The 20,643-nt window shown below is 67.6% G+C and carries 13 protein-coding genes and 1 pseudogene; 8 read left to right on the top strand and 6 right to left on the bottom strand.

All coding sequences use genetic code 11. The features are described from left to right. Window positions 1-39: 39 nt before the first annotated feature. Entirely contained in the window at window positions 40-1,455 is a 1,416-nt protein-coding gene (locus ACGFH6_RS12370) for a PLP-dependent aminotransferase family protein (protein ID WP_393382979.1), read from the top strand. A gap of 272 nt (window positions 1,456-1,727) precedes the next feature. Here ACGFH6_RS12370 and ACGFH6_RS12375 read toward each other — a convergent pair whose 3' ends face one another. Then, complete coding sequence (locus ACGFH6_RS12375; protein ID WP_393382981.1) at window positions 1,728-2,042, bottom strand: hypothetical protein; 315 nt, start codon at window positions 2,040-2,042, stop codon at window positions 1,728-1,730. Window positions 2,043-2,190: 148 nt separating this feature from the next. Between ACGFH6_RS12375 and ACGFH6_RS12380 the strand changes: the two genes are divergently transcribed. Then, the gene (locus ACGFH6_RS12380; RefSeq protein ID WP_393382983.1) at window positions 2,191-6,417 is read left to right on the top strand and encodes a BTAD domain-containing putative transcriptional regulator; all 4,227 of its coding nucleotides are present in this window, start codon (window positions 2,191-2,193) and stop codon (window positions 6,415-6,417) included. Window positions 6,418-6,471: 54 nt separating this feature from the next. Here the strand turns inward: ACGFH6_RS12380 and ACGFH6_RS12385 are convergent, their stop codons facing one another. From ACGFH6_RS12385 to ACGFH6_RS12395, 3 genes are all read right to left on the bottom strand, one after another. Further along, complete coding sequence (locus tag ACGFH6_RS12385) at window positions 6,472-7,905, bottom strand: TRAP transporter substrate-binding protein (RefSeq protein ID WP_393383028.1); 1,434 nt, start codon at window positions 7,903-7,905, stop codon at window positions 6,472-6,474. A 174-nt stretch (window positions 7,906-8,079) separates the two neighbouring features. Next, entirely contained in the window at window positions 8,080-9,663 is a 1,584-nt protein-coding gene (locus tag ACGFH6_RS12390; protein ID WP_393382984.1) for a sensor histidine kinase, read from the bottom strand. Continuing rightward, entirely contained in the window at window positions 9,650-10,024 is a 375-nt protein-coding gene (locus ACGFH6_RS12395) for a response regulator transcription factor (RefSeq protein WP_393382986.1), read from the bottom strand. The genes ACGFH6_RS12390 and ACGFH6_RS12395 overlap by 14 nt, the downstream gene beginning before the upstream one ends. An 85-nt stretch (window positions 10,025-10,109) precedes the next feature. Between ACGFH6_RS12395 and ACGFH6_RS12400 the strand changes: the two genes are divergently transcribed. Next, complete coding sequence (locus ACGFH6_RS12400) at window positions 10,110-11,888, top strand: sensor histidine kinase (protein WP_393382988.1); 1,779 nt, start codon at window positions 10,110-10,112, stop codon at window positions 11,886-11,888. After that, window positions 11,869-12,531, top strand: a complete 663-nt coding sequence (locus ACGFH6_RS12405; protein WP_393382990.1) for a response regulator transcription factor — start codon at window positions 11,869-11,871, stop codon at window positions 12,529-12,531. The genes ACGFH6_RS12400 and ACGFH6_RS12405 overlap by 20 nt, the downstream gene beginning before the upstream one ends. Window positions 12,532-12,622: 91 nt before the next feature. Here the strand turns inward: ACGFH6_RS12405 and ACGFH6_RS12410 are convergent, their stop codons facing one another. Beyond that, the gene (locus tag ACGFH6_RS12410) at window positions 12,623-13,000 is read right to left on the bottom strand and encodes a hypothetical protein (protein ID WP_393382992.1); all 378 of its coding nucleotides are present in this window, start codon (window positions 12,998-13,000) and stop codon (window positions 12,623-12,625) included. Window positions 13,001-13,568: 568 nt separating this feature from the next. Between ACGFH6_RS12410 and ACGFH6_RS12415 the strand changes: the two genes are divergently transcribed. Further along, the gene (locus ACGFH6_RS12415) at window positions 13,569-14,033 is read left to right on the top strand and encodes an OsmC family peroxiredoxin (RefSeq protein ID WP_393382994.1); all 465 of its coding nucleotides are present in this window, start codon (window positions 13,569-13,571) and stop codon (window positions 14,031-14,033) included. Window positions 14,034-14,526: 493 nt separating this feature from the next. Next, window positions 14,527-16,350, top strand: a complete 1,824-nt coding sequence (locus tag ACGFH6_RS12420) for a glycoside hydrolase family 15 protein (RefSeq protein WP_393382996.1) — start codon at window positions 14,527-14,529, stop codon at window positions 16,348-16,350. A 223-nt stretch (window positions 16,351-16,573) separates the two neighbouring features. On the opposite strand, the gene ACGFH6_RS12425 is transcribed toward ACGFH6_RS12420, so the two are convergent. Then, the gene (locus ACGFH6_RS12425; RefSeq protein ID WP_393382997.1) at window positions 16,574-19,342 is read right to left on the bottom strand and encodes an AAA family ATPase; all 2,769 of its coding nucleotides are present in this window, start codon (window positions 19,340-19,342) and stop codon (window positions 16,574-16,576) included. Window positions 19,343-19,584: 242 nt separating this feature from the next. Here ACGFH6_RS12425 and ACGFH6_RS12430 point away from each other — a divergent pair, with 242 nt between their 5' ends. Both ACGFH6_RS12430 and ACGFH6_RS12435 read left to right on the top strand, forming a co-directional pair. Then, window positions 19,585-20,145, top strand: coding sequence for a hypothetical protein (locus ACGFH6_RS12430; RefSeq protein WP_393382999.1), 561 nt, complete (start codon window positions 19,585-19,587; stop codon window positions 20,143-20,145). A gap of 196 nt (window positions 20,146-20,341) precedes the next feature. After that, window positions 20,342-20,643, top strand: a pseudogene (locus tag ACGFH6_RS12435) (sugar ABC transporter substrate-binding protein); the annotation flags it as partial.

Genomic DNA, 20,643 nt, shown 5'->3' on the forward strand with positions numbered 1-20,643 from the left:
GCTAGAAGTGTCAGGTGGACCACGATAAGGTCCAATGTCATGGCTATCCAGTGGTCCGGTTTGGGCCCGGCGTTGCTGTTGCCGCTGGATCGGTCGCGGCCGGAACCGTTGCGGGTGCAGTTGGAGACCGGCCTCCGTGAGGCGATCCGCGGCGGTCGGCTGTCGATCGGTGAGCGGCTTCCTTCCAGCAGGGAGTTGGCGCGAACGCTCGGCGTTTCTCGTGGTCTGGTTCAGGATTGCTTCGGCCAGCTACAGGCGGAGGGTTATCTCACCACCCAGGTGGGATCTGCAACGCGGGTGGCCGCGAGCGCCCACATCTCGCCCGACACAAGAGCTGAGGACGCCGTGGCACCTGCGCCGGAGCCTCGGTTGCTGGCGGACTTCCTTCCAGCCGTGCCGGACCTCGCGTCCTTCCCGCGCACCGATTGGGCCTGGGCGGTCCAGCAGGCTTGCCGGGATGCTCCCAACGTGGCACTTGGGTACGGCGACCACCGGGGGAGCGCCGTACTGCGCGGTATCCTCGCCGGCTACCTGGCCCGGGTTCGTGGGGCCGCGGCGTCGCCGGAACGACTCGTCGTCTGTGCGGGCTTCTGTCAGGGGCTGAACCTGGTCCTGAAAGCGTTGGCGGACAAGGGCATCACCAAGGTCGCGTTCGAGGACCCTGGCTATGACGAGACGAGCACCTTGGCGATGGCCTGGGCAGGGTTGACGGACCTGATTCGGGTGCCAGTTGACTCGCAGGGGATCGACGTAGCCGCACTGCAGGCAAGCGGCGCACAGGCCGTGGTCATCACCCCGGCGCACCAGTGGCCGACCGGGGTGGTCCTGTCACCGGAACGACGCCATGAGTTGGTGAACTGGGCGACCGGCAACGACGGGTGGATCGTCGAGGACGACTATGACGCGGAGTTTCGCTACGACCGGGAACCGGTCGGCGTCGTCCAGGGTCTCGCGCCCGACCGGGTGTTCGCGATCGGCACAGTGAGTAAGTCGCTCGCCCCCGCTGTTCGGCTGGGCTGGGTTCTGTGTCCTTCGTCCATGCTCGAAGCTGTGGCCGACCAGAAGAACGCCCTCGACCGCGGCTGTCCGGGAATCGACCAACTCGCGCTCGCGCGTCTGATGGAGTCCGGTCGTTACGATCGGCACCTGCGCAGGGTCCGCGCTATGTACGGGACCCGCCGTACGGTCCTGCTCGACGCCCTGGCCGAGCATGCCAAGGGGATGCCGGTCAGCGGGCTCGCCGCCGGCTTCCACGCAGTCGCCCACCTCCCAGCCGACGTCGACGAGCTCGAAGTGCGCGAGGCCGCTCGAGCCCGGTCGGTCGGCCTGTACGGAATGAGCACGCAACGATCGACCCGCTCCACCACCCCAGGCCAACTGATCCTCGGCTTCGGCAACGTCACCAACCGCACCATCCAAACCGGAATAGCCAAAATCGCCGACCTCCTCATCTAGCGCCGCACCCCCGTGTGGCCGACCCGCTCCGATGCTCCTGGCAACAAAGCTGGGTTCACCGAAGCGGCCCGATCACACGCGCTTCGGCACAATCTTGAGTCGCCGGCAAACGGCACCTGGTGCTTTCGGCCCAACAGGCCTAGGGATCGTCGCCGAGAGGTTGCCGGCCCGTCACCGAAATGTTGTAGCTACCGACCGCGACATGCTGGTGCCGGCAAAGCCGCCGCCGGAGCTGGACCCGATCGCGGATCCGAGCCCCGGGGCACGGGTAGTCAGGCTGATTGGGTGTTGTCGCGGCGGCGGGTGACGACCAGCGCGGTGCCGAAGCCGGCTCCGGCCAGGGCGATCCCGGCGAGAGCACCCAGAGCGGCCGAGCTCGCGTCGAGGCTGGTGTCCTGGGCGGCCGTAACCGGGGTCACCTCGTACTGCGGGTCGTACGCAGGATAGTTGGGCGGACCCGGCTCGGTTACAGATGGAGTGCCGTTGCCCGGTTCGGGAACTGCGATGGCCGCTGCCGGGCCGGCGGTCGCCATCAGTGCGAAGAGGACGGCTGCACCGCTTGTCGTCAGCAACTTGGTTGTGGACATGATCCCTGCTCCTTGTCGTCGTGGACCGCCACTGCCGGCGGTCCGTCCGTTCGGTTGTCGCCTGGGCAGGTATCGGCTGGGCTTGACCCGGTATCACCTCGGTATCGGCCCCGTTGACGGACGGCTCGTTACGGTCGACAGTCGAAGGGTGGGTATCGCCGTTCTCGGCCCGCTCACGATCGAGGGGGAGCAGGGGAAACCGAGGGTTCTCGCTCGGCGCGATCGGATCGTCCTTGCCGCATTGACTGTGCGTCCCGGTCAGGCGGTCAGCGCGGAAGAGCTGGCCGACGTGATCTGGGGCGACCAATTGCCGCTGTCCTGGCAGAAAGTCATTCAGGGCTGCGTTGTCCGGCTGCGCAAGGTGCTCGGGTCCGGCGCGATCCAGACCGTGCAGCTCGGCTACCGGCTCGCGGTCTCGCACGACGAGATCGATTCCCTGCGGTTCGAGCATGCGGTGAGCCGCGCCCGGGATCTGCTGGCCTCGGACGAGGCCGAACGATCTGCGCTTGTGCTGGCGGATGCGCTGATGCTCTGGCGCGGCAAGCCACACAGCGAACTGGATGGATGGGATGTCGCACGGATCGAGGTCGAGCGCTTGAGCGAATTGCGCCAGGCCGCCGAGGAGCTGTACGTCGAAGCAGCCTTGCGGTCCGGGCAGCACGACAAGGTGCTGGCCAAGGCGCGCGCCCTGGTCAGTGAAGCGCCACTGCGGGAAGGACGATGGGCGCTCCTGGCCATGTCGCAATACCAGGCGGGTCAGCAGGGCGAGGCGTTGCGGACGATCCGTCGGCTGCGCGAGGTGCTGGACCGCGAACTGGGATTGGACCCGAGTCCCGAGATCGACGCGCTGGAGCAGGCCATCCTGCGCCAGGACCCAGCCCTCGTTGCCGAGAGCGCGCTTCCGGAACCAGACACGGTCTGCCCGTACCGAGGCCTCGAGTCGTACGACGTGGAGGACGCGGACGGCTTCTTCGGCCGCGGAGCCGACATCGCCGCTTGCCTGCACAAGCTGGCCGACACCCGAGTGCTGGCCGTCGTCGGACCATCTGGCTGCGGCAAATCGTCGCTGGTGCGCGCCGGTGTGGCCGCTGCGTTCCGTGCGGATGGCAAGCGGGTGGCGATCATGACTCCGGGTGCGCATCCAGTCTCCGCACTGGCGGCCGCGATGCCCGGGACCGGGCCACCGCCGGTTCTGGTCGTCGACCAGTGCGAGGAAGTCTTCTCCTTGTGTCATGACGCTGCCGAGCGCGCGGCGTTCCTCGCCGCCCTGAGCTCCCTCGAAGGCATCGTCATCGTGTCTTTGCGCGCCGATCGGATGGCCGACATTTCCGCTCACCCGGCCTTCGCCCGAACGGTTGAGCAAGGCCTGTATCTGCTGTCCGGTATGACGCGGGACGCGCTGAGATCAGCGATCGAACAGCCCGCCCGGCTGGCTGCCCTGACGGTGGAGCCCGGCCTGACGGACCTGGTCGTCAACGAGGTGGCGGATGAGCCGGGTGCCCTGCCGCTGATGTCCCACGCACTGGCCGAGACCTGGCAACGCCGAGAAGGCCGCACACTGACCGTCGCGGGGTACAGGGCGTCGGGGGGAATTCGCGGTGCGGTCGCGCAGTCGGCCGAGCAGATCTACGAGCAGGCTGCTACGGAACAGCGAACGGTACTGCGTGACCTCCTGCTGCGACTGGTCACGCCAGGACCGGATGGTGAGCCGATCCGCAGCCGCCTGCCGCGCCGCCTCGTCGTGACGGGTCCCGCGGACGACGCGATCCTCGATCGACTGGTTGCGTCGAGACTCGTCACCAGCGACGACGGTGTCGTCGGACTCGCTCACGAGTCGCTTGCGCGGGCATGGCCGCGGTTGCGGCAGTGGCTCGACGACGACCTGGAGGGCCAGCGGATCCTGCACCACCTCGCGGTCGCGGCCGACTCCTGGGACGACCTCGGCCGCCCGGACAGCGAGCTCTATCGCGGCAGCCGCCTGGCCAAGGCCTCGGATTGGCAGGAGCACACGAGTTCAACGCTGACAGCGACCGAGCAGGACTTCCTCGCCGCGAGCGCGCAAGCATCGCAGGCCGAGCTGCGCGCCGCCGAGGTACAGACGCGCCGCCAGCTCAGCATCAACCGCCGCCTCCGCGTCGCGCTGGTCACAGGGGCCTTCCTCCTCGTCGGTGCGCTCATCGCCGGCCTGATCGCCGAACGCCAGTCCGACCGAGCCGAACAGGCAGCCACCAGCGAACTTGCCCGTCAGGTGGGCGCTCGTGCTCAACTCACCGACGACATCAGCCACTCGCTGCTCCTCGCCACGCACGGCGTCCGCCTTCAGGACTCGCCGGAAACCCGGGCCAACCTCGTTGCCGCAATCAACAAGTACCCCGGCCTCCTCCGTTCCGCTCCCGCTCCGCTCGACCGGATCGAGAATCTGGACGTGTCACCGGACGGCCGTCGGATCGTGTCCGGCGACGGCCGGGCCACGGTTCAGCTGTACGACGCGACGTCCGGGAGAGCGCTCGACTCCTACACCTTGGGCCCGGTCGGCATCGACCCACACCAAGTCGTCATCGACGAGCGGGTGTACACCACTGCGCGATTCAGCCCGGACGGCCGGCTGATCGCGGCGTACGCCGCGAACGGGATCGGGCAACCGCTTGATCCAACGCGTCCGCTTCGCCTGCTCAGCGCGGACGCCCTGGACGAGACGCCGCAACAGTTGGCCCTTCCCGAGCCAGGTGACTTGCGCTTCCACAGCCTGGCCTTCAGTGCTGACGGTGGCCATCTCGCTGCCGGAGTTCAGAAGGGGCTCGAAGCAGCCGGGGACGTTGCCTACGGATTGGTGTGGGATCTCCGAGCGATACACCGGCCGCCGCGGTGGGTCGCGCTTCCGCGCACTGTTCAAAGGGTCGCCCTGAGTCCTGACGGCCGGACGATCTACTCCTCGTCGCCGCTCGCGGCGTACGACGTGGCCACCGGCAAGGCACAGTGGCGGCGGCAGGATCTGGTCGGCACACTGAGTATCGATGTCAGCTCTACCGGCTCCCTGCTGGCGGTACAGCAGCTCAAGCCGGCGCACCTGGACAGCGCGGCGACGGCATTGGTCGACGCCGGCACGGGGAAGACGATCAGGGTGCTGCGCAGCCAGTCCGACGAGACTCGCGGCTTCGCCTTCTCCGCCGATGACACAAGGATCGCCGTGGCCGACTACAACCGGGAGGTCATGGTCTGGAACGCGGCTACCGGAGATCCGATCCAACGGATCCAGACCGCGGAGGCGTCGTGGGCGGTCGCGTTCAGCCCGGACGGGAGGACGCTCTACACGGGTGGTAGTGAGGGAATCCTGCGCGCCTACGACCTCGCCGGACAACGGCAGTACCTCTCGCACGCTCCGTCCGCTCCGGTACGTCGATACCTTCACGTCCTTCCCTCCGACGACGGCCGGTCCATCGCCTACCTGTGGCGTGACGCAGAAGGTTCCTGGGTGACCTTCAGCGACCCGGTGACGGGGCGCACGACGACACCGACGAACCTCGGGCTCTCGCTGGAGGGAGGACCGTGGACGCCGGCGGCCTGGCACCCGAACGGCAAGCGGCTGGCCGTTCACGACGCGCACGCGATCTCAGTCGTCGACGCCGATAACGGCAAGCTGCTCAATCAGGCGAAAGGCTTGGACATCAGCTCGATCGCCTACGTTGACAACGGGACCACGCTGGTGGCAGGCAACAAGCAGGGGTACAGGTCGTTCGAGGACGGTCTGGAGCACGAGAGCGTCGAGTTCGCCCGGCGCGCAGCCTGCTGTACCGCGCCCGCCCCCAACGGCCGGACCTCGGTGTTCTTCGACGACTTGCACGACGACGCCAACGTGCACTGGCAGATCGTCCGGGTCGAGACAGGCCAGGTGCTCGCGGAGGGGGATGCGGATCTTGATCCCGACTACGCGAGCTACTCACCCGATGGGAGCATGATCGCTCTGGCCGGTGCCAGCGGCGAGCTGTTCACCATCGACGTGGCCACGCGCTCACTGCGACACGCGCCGACCCTTGGGCATAGCGACGAAGCCGTGTTCGTCCGCTTCTCGCCGGACGGATCCAAGTTGGTGTCCGGGGCAGACGACGGCACAGTGAGTCTGTGGGACGCGCACTCCCTCGAGCTTCTCGGACAGGTGAGCGTCGCGAGCGGGGGCAAGCCGGTCGGCGCGGTCCCGAGTTTTGCCGACGGCAACGACGTCGTACAGATCGCGGCGTACGACGGGATGGTCTATCGGTGGGACACGCGGATCGAGCGCGCGATCGCCGCCGCCTGTGCGATGGCCGGGCGCAACCTGACCGCCGACGAGTGGAGTCAGGCCTTCGGTAACCGCCCATACGAGAAGACCTGCCCCTGAGCGGCTGTGCGCGCTTGGTTTGCAGCAGTTGGCATGCTGGCCTGCCGTAGAACATCAGGCGATCTTGAGCCAGGGGTGTGTGGTGAAGAGCGCTTTGAGGAGGAGCTCTGTCTTGTCGTCTACTTGGATGGTGAGGACTTTGTCCGAGATCGTCCAGGTGAAGGTCACCTGCAGGTCGTTGACCCACGGCAGCTGGAAGGTGACGCGGTTGTCGGCGATGGTGTAGGTGCCCTCTTGGTGGTCCGCCTCTCCCGGGGCAGCCTGGTCGAAGGTGTACCGCCCGTCGTTCAGTCTCCAGGTGTACGTGCCCTCGTTCCTGGCCAGGTCACGCGCATTGGTTACGCCGAGGTCGCGCAGTTCCTGCTGCGTGATCTTGTATCGGTAGACGCCGTTGAGGATGCGCTGGTCGCCGGTTGCTGGTGGCGGGGTGGCTCGGGTGCCGGCTCGGCAAGGGGTGGCGCCCGCCGCCGCGGGGACTTGTACGGTCCGCTTGAGCTCGCGGATCCGATCGAGCAGGCGCTTCGTCGCGGCGTCGCGCTCGAGTTGGTCGTACACCGGTTGCACCGCTCGAGTGAGCGCAGTGAGGTCGGCAGTGCTTGCGGCGACGATTGCGCCGCCCCCGCTGCAGTACTGCCTCGCCGCCTCGGCTTCGGTGACCCGATGGTCCAGTACCCAACGCCGGGTGGCCGAGGCCGCGTCCTTCAACACTCTCGTGGCTGTCGGCGCCAGTTCGCTCAACACCTTGGAGTTGATGACGAGTGAGTTCACCTTGGTGGTGAACGTGACGTTGCCGGTAGCAATGGCGGGAGCCTGCAGAGACTCGGCGAGGACGAAGCCGGTGTCGGTGCCCGCCACCTTTCCAGTCTGGATGGCCTCCTGGCCTGCCTCGCCGTTGAGATCTGCTGGCTTCGCGCCGAGTGCGGAGAAGGTTGCTTCGCCCAGCTCAGACCGGGGGGTGCGGAACGTCTTGCCGGCGTAATCCTTCGGCGACAGCAGGGCGCGGCCGAAGCCGAACGGGTGTCGCAGGCTCTCCGGCAACAATGCCAGTCCGGTGACGTCGGCTTTGTTCAGGCCGGCCATCATCTCGTCGGCCAGGTCGGCGACGACGATCTGGTCGGCCAACGCATCAGACGAGACGAGGAACGGTGCTTGCAGAGCAAGAAGGCTCGTCACCCCCTCGGTGTCCCAAGCTCTCGTCGGGATCATGCCGAGATCGAGCCGTCCATCCTTGACCATCCGAGCCACGACCTGGTCCCAGTCGTCCGCGCCGTCACCAGCCGCCTGCCAGACCGGCTCGATGATGAGCCGCCCGCCGGACCGCGCCTTGGCCTGGCGGGCGAACTCCTCGATGGCGTCGGCCGACGGGCGCCCGAGGTAGTCGGCTGTACCGATGCGGAGGGTTATAGGTCCGGCGTCGCCACCCGCTTTGTTTCCGGCCGGCTCGCTGGTGCAGGCCACCAGAGAGACTGAGGCGATCGCGAGAATCACCAAGCACCGAAGGGGATTCGTTGTCCTACCCATTGTTTCCTCCCGAAGTCGATGGACGAGATCGACGGTAGGAAATGCCGTGCGTCCGCGCATCGCGGCGAGCTCCCAGCTCTGGTCGCCGTCCACTGTGGCCAGCCACAGTCGACGGCTGCCGCGCCCGTGACGCAGACGGACTCATTGGTCGTCCAAGGGCAGTTCGGCGATGATGCGGGTACCGGCGCCAGGAGGCGAGTGCACCGTCAAGCTGCCGCCGTGTGCCTCGACGCGGTCAGTGAGGCCGACGAGTCCGCTTCCACGGGCCGGGTCGGCGCCACCGATGCCGTCGTCGGCGATCCTCACCCAGAGCCGGTCGCGTCTTCTCGCCACTTCTACCGTCACTTGTGACGAAGCCGCGTACTTGGCGACATTCGCCAATGCCTCCGCGCAGACGTAGTACGCCGTGACCTCGAGAGCTGGTGGGAACCGCTGGTCCGTCGCCGTGAGCTCCGCCGGCGTCGGATGGCGTTCCAGCAGGGCGGCCAGCGCGTCGCGCAGGCCGTTGCTGAGTTCACGAGGATGAAGGCCCCGGGCGAGTTCGTTCAGGTCGGCGAGAGAGCCGTCCAGGTGGCCGTACGCCAGCCGCAACGCATCGCACGCGTCGGCATCGACGGTTGTGGAGTGGAGTGCAGTCCTCATCCGCACCAGTCGCCCACGGGCGCCGTCATGCAGGCGTTGCTCGATGCGCTGCCGTTCATCGTCCCCGGCGACGAGGAGCCGCCGCCGGGATGCGGCCAGTTCGGCCAGTTGCTCACGTACGGCGGCCTGCAGTTCGACATGGGACGCTGTGAGCCGGGTAGCGTCCGCGACCGCCTTCATCAGAGCAGGATCGTCCAGGACGGTGGCGTCGTGCACGAGGATGGCGAACGGATCACTGTTCCGCCTGACGAAAGTGGCCGACTGGCTTGCGCCAGGCGGCGGTACTGCGACTGGGATGCCCGCCGGGTCGGAGTACTCGTTGTTGCGTCGCGACCAGAAGCCGACTTGCAGTGTGGGGTCGCCGAGGGCGCGTGCGAGCGCATCCCGCAGCGTGCCCGACTGAGTCTCGCCGAGTTCCACAACGAGATCGGCCACGTTTCCTGGTCGCGACCGCCGTACGCCCGCGGCGGCGGCGACCGCGACGGCACACAACGCCGCTTGGTACGCCCAGAGCGCGGGAAGCACGGCGGAACCGGCGGGTACGGCGAGCCGCGCGACGGCACCGCCGACCAGCACTGCCCCGAGAGCGCCGGCAGCCCAGGCTACTGGGCGAAATCCTCGTGCAAGACCTGTGGCTGTCCGGTGCCGGAGAATCGCTCCCGTGACGAGCACCACGGACAATGCGATGGTTGCAGATTCGCTAGCCCATACGGGTGTAAGGACGGCAGCAACATAGGCGAGGAGGACCAAGGCCCGGCCCGGCCGGCCGCTCACCCGCCAACCCGGATAGGCGAGCAGCAGGTGGAAAAGCGGGCCGCGGTGCCAATACAAGGCTGCCCAGGCGAGATTGCCTGCGAACCATGTGACCGCCACTGCACCCAGCAGGATGGCGGATCCCATCGCACGTGAGGCCATCCCGACCGTCGCCGTCCGGCTGACCAGCAGGGCAGCAGCGAGGAACACCAGACCAACCGCGAGGTCGGGCACCCAGACCTCTGGTTGTCCATCGACGATGGCGACCCGTTCGCTGAGTACGCCGAACGCGCCGACGGTCAGCACGACCATGAGGTCAGACCTGAGCACGTGGGCCACCATCCAGCAGGCGGCGTAGCGCGGCACCGCTCAGCTCGTTCTTTGTCAGGAACCCCAAGGCAGATGCGTTCACCAGGCGCGGCCCGTACGTACGCGCGTCCCGGCTCGAGACGAGTACGACGACCGGCGGGTCGACCAACTCGGCGATCCGCGCCGCCACTGCGAACCCGTCCAGGTCGGGAAGCCTGATGTCGAGCAGCACCACATCCGGCTGGAGGACAGTGGTGAGCTGTACCGCTTGATGCCCGGTCGCCGCCACGCCGACGACGTCGAAGCCCTCGGCCGCGAGCAACGCCGATGCGGCGGCCCGGAAGTCAGGGTGATCATCAACGACGAGCACCGTGTTGCTCACCTCTGGATGGTCTCACCAGTCAACGGGTAGGTCCTCGTGGCCAGCCACAATGGCCGGATCGACAAGGAGTCGTCACAATCAGTCCATGGACAGGCCGGCAGGCGCCATCGTCATCCGATGGCTGCTGCCGGTCCTCGGGGTGGTCGGCGCTGCAGCCGCGATCGGCGCGCTGAGTACGTCGGATCAACGGGTCACCAACTACGCGCAGGTGTCGGGCAGCGTCGCTGCGCTGACCATCGCCGCTGGTCTCGGCCTGGTCATGGCAGGCACCTTCGCGGTGTGGGATCGAACGATCGGTACCGCCGGGCAGCTCACCATCGTCGCCGGATTGGGGTGGTTCGCGTCGATGTGGACCGGTTGGGGCGCCGGCCCCGAGCTCGCCCGGAGTCTAGGCATGGCGGTGGCACCGTTGGTGCTGCCGGCCCTCATACACCTCGTCATCTCCTACCCCTCAAGACGAGCCTCGACGACGTGGGGCCGAGTCGCGACAGGCGTCGGATGGCTGGTCGCGGCCGGCCTGAGCGTCGCGCGGGCCGTCGTGCGCGATCCGTTCCTCGACCCCGACTGCTGGAGCAACTGCTCCGGCAACGCCTTCCTGGTCGTTCCGAACCCAGACCTGGCGCGTGAAGTCGACGAGTTCTGGCTCCGATTCGCGCTCGCCGCCGGTGCCCTGACTCTCGGAATCGCCGCATGGCGGCTGACTCATGCCGACCGGGCGACCCGCGCGACGTGGTGGCTCGTCGTAGTGCCGGCCGCGGTTGCTGCCGGCGGCTACGCCGCCTACGCGGTGGCATTGCTGCGCGATCCCGCAGAGGACCCGACCAAGGTCGTCTTCCGCTCGATCTATGTCGTCCAGGCAATCGCGTTGACCTGCCTGGCGATCGGTCTGGCCTGGGCGGTATTTCGCGCACGCCATCGGCGCTTCGCGGTCGCACGCCTCGCGGACGACCTCGGTGCCGCGCCATCGCCCGGTTCGTTGCAGTCAGTGCTTGTCCGTACGCTCGGAGACGTGAGCCTCCGGGTGTCCTACTGGCTGCCGGGCTCGCAGCGCTATGTCGACGCGGCCGGACGACCTATCACCAGGCAGGTCGGCCCCGGTCGAGCGGCGACCTTCGTCGTTCGTCACGGTCAGCCAGTCGCGCTCGTCGAACACGACGCCGGCTTGTACGACGCTAGTGAGCTCGAGGAGCAGATCGGCTCGGCGGCGCGGCTGGCGATCGACAACGAGCGACTGGCGGCCGAAGTACAGGCTCGGATGGAGGATCTGCGCTCGTCCCGTACACGTATCGTGGAGACGGCCGACGAGGCCAGGCGACATCTGGAACGGGACCTGCACGACGGAGCCCAACAGCGCCTACTCGCCTTCACCTACGAGCTCCGTCTCGCCCGTGCCGCCACGACCGACCCCGAGCTCGCCGCAGCATTCGACCTTGCTCTCGCCGAAGCACAATCGGCCCTGGCCGAGTTGCGGGAGCTCGCCAACGGCATCTTTCCGGCGATCCTCGACGAGGCAGGGCTCGACGCGGCCCTGTGGTCGCTGGCTGAGGAGACGACGTTCCCATTGGAGATCAGCGCTGTTCCGCCCGAGCGTTTGCCTGCCGCCGTGGAACGCACGGCCTATCTCGTCGTCGCGCGCACGGTCGAGGTGGCAACCAGCAGCCTGTCCATTGCAGTGACCCATCCCGGTCATTGGTTGGTCGTAGAGATCCGTGGGGCGTTCGGAGCGTTGCCTGAACACCTCACTGACCGGCTCGGCGCCCTTGGTGGCACTCTCGCCAGGCAGGCCGACGGTCTGCGGGCCGAAATCCCCTGCGGGCCAGAGGATCCGGCTGACGGGAGGGTTCATGCGAGTCGTCGTGGCTGATGACAATCTGCTCACCAGGCAGGGAATTGTCCACCTGCTCAGTCGGGCCGGCCTGGACGTCGTCGGCGAGGCGGCGGACGCCGAGCAGCTACTCAGGCTCGTGCAGCAGCAGAGTCCGGACGTGGTGATCGCCGACATCCGGATGCCACCGACCCATACCGACGAGGGCCTTGCCGCGGCGCGGCGTATCCAGGTCGAGTCTCCGCAGATCGGCGTCTTGGTGCTGTCTCAGTACATCGAGCCGAGCTACGCCCTGCGGCTGATCTCCGACCACCCGGAGCGGCTCGGCTACCTGCTCAAGGAACGGCTCTTCGACGGGGCGATCCTGGTCGACGCACTGCGCCGGATCGCGGAGGGGGAGACCGTTATCGATCCGACCATCGTCGCTCGGCTGATGGGACGACGCCGATCCAAGAATCCTCTCGACCACCTCACCGATCGGGAACGAGAGGTTCTCGGGCTGGTCGCGGAAGGCCTGTCCAACGCCGCCATCGCGGGGCGGCTGCACATCACTACCCGCACTGTCGAGGCTCACGTCACCCAAACCCTCAGCAAGCTCGGCATCACCGAGGACGCCCAGTCGCACCGCCGGGTACTGGCTACCCTCGCCTATTTGCGGTCTTCGCCAGGCACGGACGAGTAGTGCGCTGGTCAACGCGGGCTCGGCGAAGGCTCTGATGATGAGTCCTCGAACGCTGGTACGCCGTACCCGCGCGGGCACGGCGTACCGGCGCCTAGTGGACCGGTGCGTGGCGCCGCCGGTACAGCCACACCCCACCGAGAGCGAGACCCGCACCACCAAGTGCGGACCCGGTGACCTGGAGAGCCTCGACCAGGCCGTCGTCCACCGGCACCTCGCTCCTGCTGGTGACCACGACGGGCGCAACTGGATCGTCGAGCTTGTACGCAGGATAGTTGTACGCCGAAGACTTCGGCTCAGGCAGCGGATAGCCGGACCCCTCGTCCGGCCACGGCTCCGTAGTGGTCTGCACGGGAGGGGCCGTGTACGGGTAGTTCGGATCCTGCGCATCGGCGGACGCTGCCGACGCCATGAGGGTGACAGCGCCCATTGCCAACGCAGAGGCTGCGAGGGCTGCGTACCTGCTGTTCATGATTTCCTCCCGTTGCGGCGGGATCGCCGCTCTAGTGCTGATACCTGCCAGCCTCCGCCGCCCAACCGGATGGCACATCAGGGCCAACCACAGTCCCGCCCCCGCCGACATCGCGGCCACCACTGAGGCAGCCCACACGACCAACCCGAGAGCCTGCAACGCGGGGATCCGACTGCGCTTGCCGTCCTCTGAGGTTCGCGTAGTCGTGCGCATCCGCCCGTGAACCTGCCCCGTTGCTCAGGGCAAGGGATGCCACGAACCGCGCCAGCGCGCGCACCCTGGTCGTGGACGCACCGAACGAACTCGTCGACTCGACCCAACCGCGGATACCGCGCGCTCGGCAGGCTGGCGCTGCTGCTCTCTCCGGTGTAGCCGACCACACCCCGGGGGGTGTGCCCGGGGTGTCCCGGGCGCGATGGGGCCTTGCGCGGCATGACAGTTGAGTCAGGCAAATGTCCGGGGCTGATCCGTCGCGATGTCGCCCGGGCGAGCGGTTGCACTGAAAGACAGGGCGCCTGGACACGCAGCAGTGGGTCCTGGCCCGCATCGATGATTGAAGGAGCATCCAATGGCAGCAGTACAGAGAACGGCGCAGGTTGACTGGACGGGGAGCATCGCACGGGGCGCCGGGGTCACATCCGGAGGAAGCGGCGCGATTCGGGACCTGCCGGTCACGCTCGCATCGCGCTTCGGTGAGCCGGCAGGCAAGACGAGCCCGGAGGAGCTCATCGCGGCGGCGCACGCAGGATGCTTCGCCATGGCGCTGGGTTCGGTACTCGCGGGATACGGAACGCCTCCGGAGTTCCTGCGGGTCATGGCCACCGTGACGCTGGAGACATCCGGCGACCCGACGATCGTTTCGAGCCTCCTCGACGTCCACGCTCTAGCCGCCCAAGCGGATGCCGCATCGCTTGAGCGGGCAGCCCATGAGGCCGAACGTAGCTGTCCGGTCTCGCGAGCCCTGCAGGGAAATGTCGAGATCCGTGTCCACGCCACGCTGGACCAGCCGTCCGCCTTGCAGGCCGCCGAGTGAACTCGCACGAGGTGTTGGCAAACAGCCGGGGAGTGCTCTGCAAGGCACCAGCAACGGCCGTAACGTAGCCGAAGCGCACTGCGGGCGGGATCCGCCACGGCGCAGCCGCGTCGGGGTAGCCGGGAGGAAGTGAGGGACGCATCCGCCGATTCGGGAGCTCGCTGTGAATCTCGACGTTGGACGGACGCCCTTTCTCGACCTCGCGCCTCTCCTGGTTCTGCTTTTCGAGCGACCAAATGTTGTGATCTCGGCAGGCATGAGCCAGGTGCGGCGCGTAGGTCCGGAGGCGACGGTACGTCGCTCGGTATCGGTTCGTCATCCCGAGTACCGGTGGTCGTAGCGATCCCGACGGTCGCCCATGTCCGGCCCTCTGCTCTTACTGGCTACCGGGGACTCTGCCGGGGCAACCACCCGGGTCCTCACTGGGGCCACGGGCCGACAGATCCGCGACGGTTGTTGCAAGAGTCGTTCACCACGGGCAGAGGAGCCGATGATGACGCAGCAGATAGAGGACTACGCACTCATCGGCGATCTCCGCACCGCCGCCCTCGTCGGCGTCGACGGATCAATCGATTGGCTCTGCCTCCCGAGATTCGACTCGCCGGCCGTGTTTGCGACGCTTCTGGGTGATGCCCGCAACGGCCGATGGATCCTGGCGCCGCAGAGCGGCGGACGATGCACGCGTCGCCAGTACCGTGGCGACTCGCTGATCCTCGATACCGAATGGGTCACCCCGGACGGCGCCGTACGCGTCACTGACTTCATGCCGCCGACCAGCGCAGGACCGCAAGTGGTCCGCATCGTGGAAGGCTTGGCGGGCGAGGTTCGGATGCACATGTGCATGGCCCCCAGAATGGATTACGGCAAGGTCGTGCCAAGCCTCCACCGCGTCGGAGGGCACTTTGTCGGAACCGCAGGCCCAGACTCCGTCTGGCTGAGAAGTGACGTCGCCCTGACCGCGACGAACGGCACCCTGACCGGCGACTTCGTGGTCTCGGCTGGTCAGCGGCTTTCCTTCGCTTTTGGACACTTACCCTCGTCGCAGCTCGAACTCCCTACCGTCGATGCCGCCGGCAACCTCGCGGCCACCGAACGGTACTGGCTCCAGTGGATGAGCAAGTGCACCTACTCCGGTCCTTGGGCAGACGCAGTGAAGCGATCTCTCATCATCCTGAAGGCACTGACCTTCGCGCCGACCGGGGGCATCCTGGCCGCCGCAACCACGTCACTGCCCGAACAGATCGGCGGTTCGCGCAACTGGGATTACCGATTCTGCTGGTTGCGCGATGCGGCCTTCACCGTGCGAGCGTTCCTCGCCACCGGATACGTCGAAGAAGCCTCAGCCTGGCGTGACTGGTTACTGCGGACGGTCGCCGGCGATCCGACCGGAACGCAGATCATGTACGCCGTCGACGGCACGCGCCACCTCCCCGAACTGACACTGGACTGGCTGCCTGGACACGCCGCCTCCACACCTGTGCGCATCGGCAACGGGGCGGCAACCCAACGACAGAACGATGTTTGGGGCGAAGTCCTCGACGCTCTGCATGCGACCCGCGCCGCAGAAGATCCGCCGCGCCCAGACGAAGCAGATCTGGAACGGGGTCTGGTCACACAGCTTGAACAGAACTGGGCCGAACCGGACAACGGCATCTGGGAAGTCCGTGGACCGCGACGACATTTCGTCCACTCCAAACTGATGGCTTGGGTCGGAGTGGACCGAGCCGTCCGCGTTCTCGAGAACCACCACACGCGTGAGTCCCTGGACGAACTACGTGATCTGCGGGAGGCGATCCACACGGAAATCTGCAGCCGTGGATTCAGCCAGTCGCGACGAGCGTTCACCCAGTCATACGGTTCCGCGCGCCTGGACGCTTCGGTCCTTCTCATGCCGCGCTACGGATTCCTGCCCTGGGCAGACCCTCGCATGGTCGCCACCGTCGACGCCATCCAAGGAAGCCTCACCCGCGACGGTCTCGTCCTCCGCTACGCCGTTGGCGCCGAGGGCACCAACGTCGATGGCATCCACGGTGAGGAAGGTGCCTTCTTGGCGTGCTCGTTCTGGCTTGCCGACGCGCTTCACGGAATCGGTCGCACGGATGAGGCCGCCGAGCTGTTCGACCGCCTGCTGTCCTTGCGCAACGACGTCGGCCTGCTCAGCGAGGAGTACGACCCGATCACCGGACGCCACCTCGGCAACACGCCACAAGCCCTCAGCCACGCCGGCCTCGTCACCACCGCACTCCACCTCGCCAATCCAACGGCGACAGCCGTCCAGCACCGCCCGCCAACATGGCAGGAAGCCGCCGCCAGCTGAGTCAACGAAGCCAGCAAGCTAGCAGGGAAACCTGACGCCTCGACACACCGATGTGAGGCGAGAACATCGACCCAACTGGGAAAGGCCACGAAATGTCGGTCACTGCGTTGAAATGAGTCCTCTACACCGCCGAGGCGATCACCGAAGGCGGCCGGTCCGGGCAACGGCCGCGCACCACTGTCGGCCGCGTCGAGTAGCGATGGTGAAGCTCGTCTGACTACGCCTACGAGGTGGCAGAGGTCGAGTCGGGCAGCGCGCGGCGCAGTTGTTTTCGGGAGGTGATGTCAAGTTTGGCGAACACCTTGCCAAGGTGCCATTCGACGGTGCGAGGGCTGATGAACAGCCGGGCGCCGATCTCGGGATTCGTGAGATCGTCGCGGGCCAGCCGGGCGATCTGCGCCTCCTGTGCGGTCAGCTCCTCGTGCGTCTCGACTGTCCGCCTGCGTAGTGTCTCGCCAGTGGCGAGCAGCTCGCGGCGGGCACGCTCGGCGAATCCATCCGCTCCGGCGCGGCTGAACGTCTCGTGGGCGCGGTAAAGCTGTTGGCGGGCTTCCACGCGACGGTTCCCGCGACGCAACCATTCGCCGTACAGGAGTTGAGCACGGGCGAGGTGGACGGTGATCCGGGTCCGGGCGAGGCGCTCGACGGCCTCCCGGTAGAGGGCGTCGGCGGCTTCGCCGTCGCTCAGCGTCGCACGGGAGCGGGCCTCGATTCCGAGCGCCCATTCCGTCCCGGCGGCGCGGGTTCGTTCCTCGAGTCGCCGCAGGGCTGTCGCGCCGATGTCCGGTCGATCGCTGCGCACAGCCGCCTCCACCAGCTCGGTCAGACCCCAGCCGAAGAGACCCAGATCATCGTGTTCACAGACCCGTTGCGCGGCGGCGAGCGAGTCCTGGTAGCGGCCGAGACCGTTGTAGAGCACCGCCGTGGCGTAGTCCGCCAAGGCGATCGCCCTTCCTTCACCCCTGGCTGTTGCATCCTCGATGCTGGTCCTGATCAGCGCTGTGGCCTGGGCTTCCTGGCCCCGCCAGGCGGAGAGCACCAGCGAGGTGTACATCAGCGGGGGGCTGCCGGTCACCTCGGTGATCGCGTCGGCTTCGTCGATGAGCTCTGCTGCGGAGGCGAACTCGCCGGCATGTACGTCAACGCCGGCGCGATAGGTGAGGGAGATCGGGAGGGCGGTCAGCGCGCCCGTGTCCCGCGCGAGCCGAAGCTGCTGGGTGGCCAGCTCGTGCCACGACTCGTCGTCCCACAGATCCGGGGCGATTCGGCACCCCAGCCAGAGCCAGCGGTTGTCGTCCTGACTGCGGCCCTCTTCCTTGGACAATGCGCGCAGCGCTCGCTGGAGCGGCTGCACCCCTGCCTCGTAGCCTTCGGTGAACCTTCTCACGAGACCATCGAGGAGTAGATCGATCCCACGTGCCGGCTGCGGGGCCCGGGGCGCCGTGAGGGCTGCGCCGGCGGCGTCGGCCACGCCGCCGCCGTTCTTGCTGAGGCGGCCGGCGAAGATCGCCGCTCCGAGCGCTTCGAGGTAAGTCTCACGCGCCGACTGTGCGTCCAGCGCCTTGAGGTGTTCGGCGGCGTTGAGCAGTAGCGATGGAGCGTCGTTGCCGCGTCTGAGCAAGAACGAGAACTTTGCGCGCAGCCGTTCCAGCCCGGCCCGCCGGATGCCGTCGAGCGGCCCCAACTCTGCCGCCGCGACCAGCGCCTGGGCTGAGTCGGGCGCGCCGGCCTCGAGCTTGGCCTGAGCGGCGGCGAGTGCACGCGCTCCACGGCGCGCGCGATCGGGCGTCAGCTCGGTCGCGCGTTCCAGAAAGGCGGCCGCCGCGACCGCGCCGCCGCGGGCGCGCGCCCGGTCGGCCGAACGCTCCAGCTCGTCGGCCACCGCCTCGTCGGGCTCTGACGCCGCGCGGGCGAGATGCCAGGCGCGACGATCGGGATCGAGCACCACATCGGTTGCTTCTGCCAAGGCACGGTGCACCGCCTGCCGGTCGTCCACGGACACCGACTGGTAGACCGCCGAGCGGACCAGCGGATGACGGAACCGGACCCGGGTGCCGAGTTCGACCAGTCCTGCAGCTACGGCAGGCGCTGCAGCGTCGCCTCCGATCCCCTGCAATTCGGCTGCGCGGCGCAAGAGCGTCATGTCGCCGATGGGCTCAGCGGCGGCAGTGAGCAGAAGCTGCTGCGTGTCGTCCGGAAGCGATCGGAACTGTCGATAGAAACTCTGCTCGACGCGGCTCGCCACAGCCGCCGTATTGGGAAGGCCGAATCCGCCCGCCAGCTCGGTCGGCGTCAGCACGCGCGGCAGCTGCAACAGCGCCAACGGGTTGCCCCGCGTTTCGGCGACGATGCGGTCGCGCACCTGTACGTCGAGTGGTCCACGGATCGCCGACGCCAGGACCAGGTGGGAGTCGCGCTCGCCGAGGCCCTGAACCTTGAGCTCCGGCAAGCCGGTCAGCTCGTCGCCCGGCTCCCGCACGGCGAATATCAAGGCCACCGGATCGGCCATCAGTCGTCGTGCAACGAAGGCCAGAGATTGCACGGAGGCCCGATCGAGCCACTGTGCGTCATCGATCACGCAAGCGAGCGGCTGCTCCTCGGCCGCACCCGCCAACAGGGTCAGGACGGCAAGACCGATGAGGAAGCGATCAGGTGCGTCGCCGTCTTGCAGCCCGAATGCGACTCGCAGCGCATCGCGTTGTGGGGCCGGCAACTTCTCGACCCGGTCGAGCATCGGCGCACAGAGCTGGTGAAGGCCGGCATAGGCGAGCTCCATCTCCGACTCGACGCCCACGACTCGCGCGACGCGGAAACCCGCCGCGCGCTCGAGCATGACGTCAAGCAGAGCCGACTTGCCGCAGCCCGCCTCGCCGCGCAGCACCAGCACGGAGCTCCGCCCTGTGGATACCTCGTCCAACAGCCTGGCCAGTACCGCGCACTCGCTGCGTCGACCACGCAACACTGACCGCGGGTGACCGCTGGACGGACCCATGGTCGATGGTAGGGAGTGCGCCCACTGGTTTGGCAAGCCTCTCGAGGCGGTTGGCACGGTCGCTCGGCCGTTGCCCTTCTCTGCCGGGCCGCGTGCAGGCCCTCCGCCTGGCCCGTTCGTGCCCTGGTCATGCACACCGGGGATCGAACCCGGGAACCTACCGGCGCCGACGGGTGCCGGTCGCCGCGAGCGTAGATCCGTCAGCACACCAGCTGACGATCAGCTCACGGTAGGAGCGACAAGTGTTCACCAATCGGAAGTCAGGCACGATCCACCGCCGGCGCCTCCAGCTCCCAACGGCGTCTTTGGCAGCCGCCGCCTTGATGTTCGTCGCGGCCAACTGCGGCAGTCCATCCGGATCGGTGCCGGTACCGGTGCCGGTTCCGCCGGCGACCGGCGATCCGGTCAGCGCGCAAACCACTGCACTCGGCAGCATCCTCGTTGACGGCCAAGGCCGCACCATCTACCAGTTCGCCAACGACAAGAACAACATGTCGACGTGCGCCGCAGCCTGTGCGGTCAACTGGCCCTACGTACCAGCGCCCGACTCGCTGCCGACGTTCTCGCCCGGCGTGACCGGCAAGGTCGGCTCGACCACCCGGGACGACGGCCACCGCCAATTGACCGTCGCCGGCCACCCCCTGTACACCTTCGTCGGCGACTCCACCCCGGGCCAGACCAACGGTCAGGGCATCAACCTCGACGGCGGCGTGTGGACCGTCGTCTCCCCGGCCGGCGCGCCCCTGGCGAACCCCAGCCCGGTCAGCGCCGCAACACAAAACCCCGTCGCACCCGGCTACTGAGAACGCCGACCAACGGAGAGAGGGGAGTTGCCATGACAACCGCAGCACACTTCCCCTGCGCGATTGCTCTCAGGCAGGCGGGCCTCGCTTGCTCACCGCCAGCATCATCCGTGTGGATCGGACGCATCCTCACCCGCACTGACGATCCGGCGGATCCACGGCCGCGCCAGCACTCCGTTGATCCACTGGAGGACTCATGAAACGCATGACCATCGCTGCCGCGTTAGTTCTTGCTCTAGCAGGCGGTGCCGCCGCCTGCGGGGACGGTGGCAGTACGGGCGCAGCGACCCAGGCGCGCGGCGAGATCTCCGTCTGGTACTCGAACAACGCCGAGGAAGTGGCCTGGGCCAAGCAGATGGTCACGGCCTGGAACGCAGGCCACGCGGACCAGAAGATCACCGGACAGGAGATCCCGACCGGGAAGAGCTCCGAGGAGGTCATCGGCGCCGCGATCACCGCGGGCAACGCGCCCTGCCTGATCTTCAACACCTCGCCGGC

This window comes from Kribbella sp. NPDC049227, from assembly GCF_043197265.1.
Lineage (GTDB): Bacteria > Actinomycetota > Actinomycetes > Propionibacteriales > Kribbellaceae > Kribbella.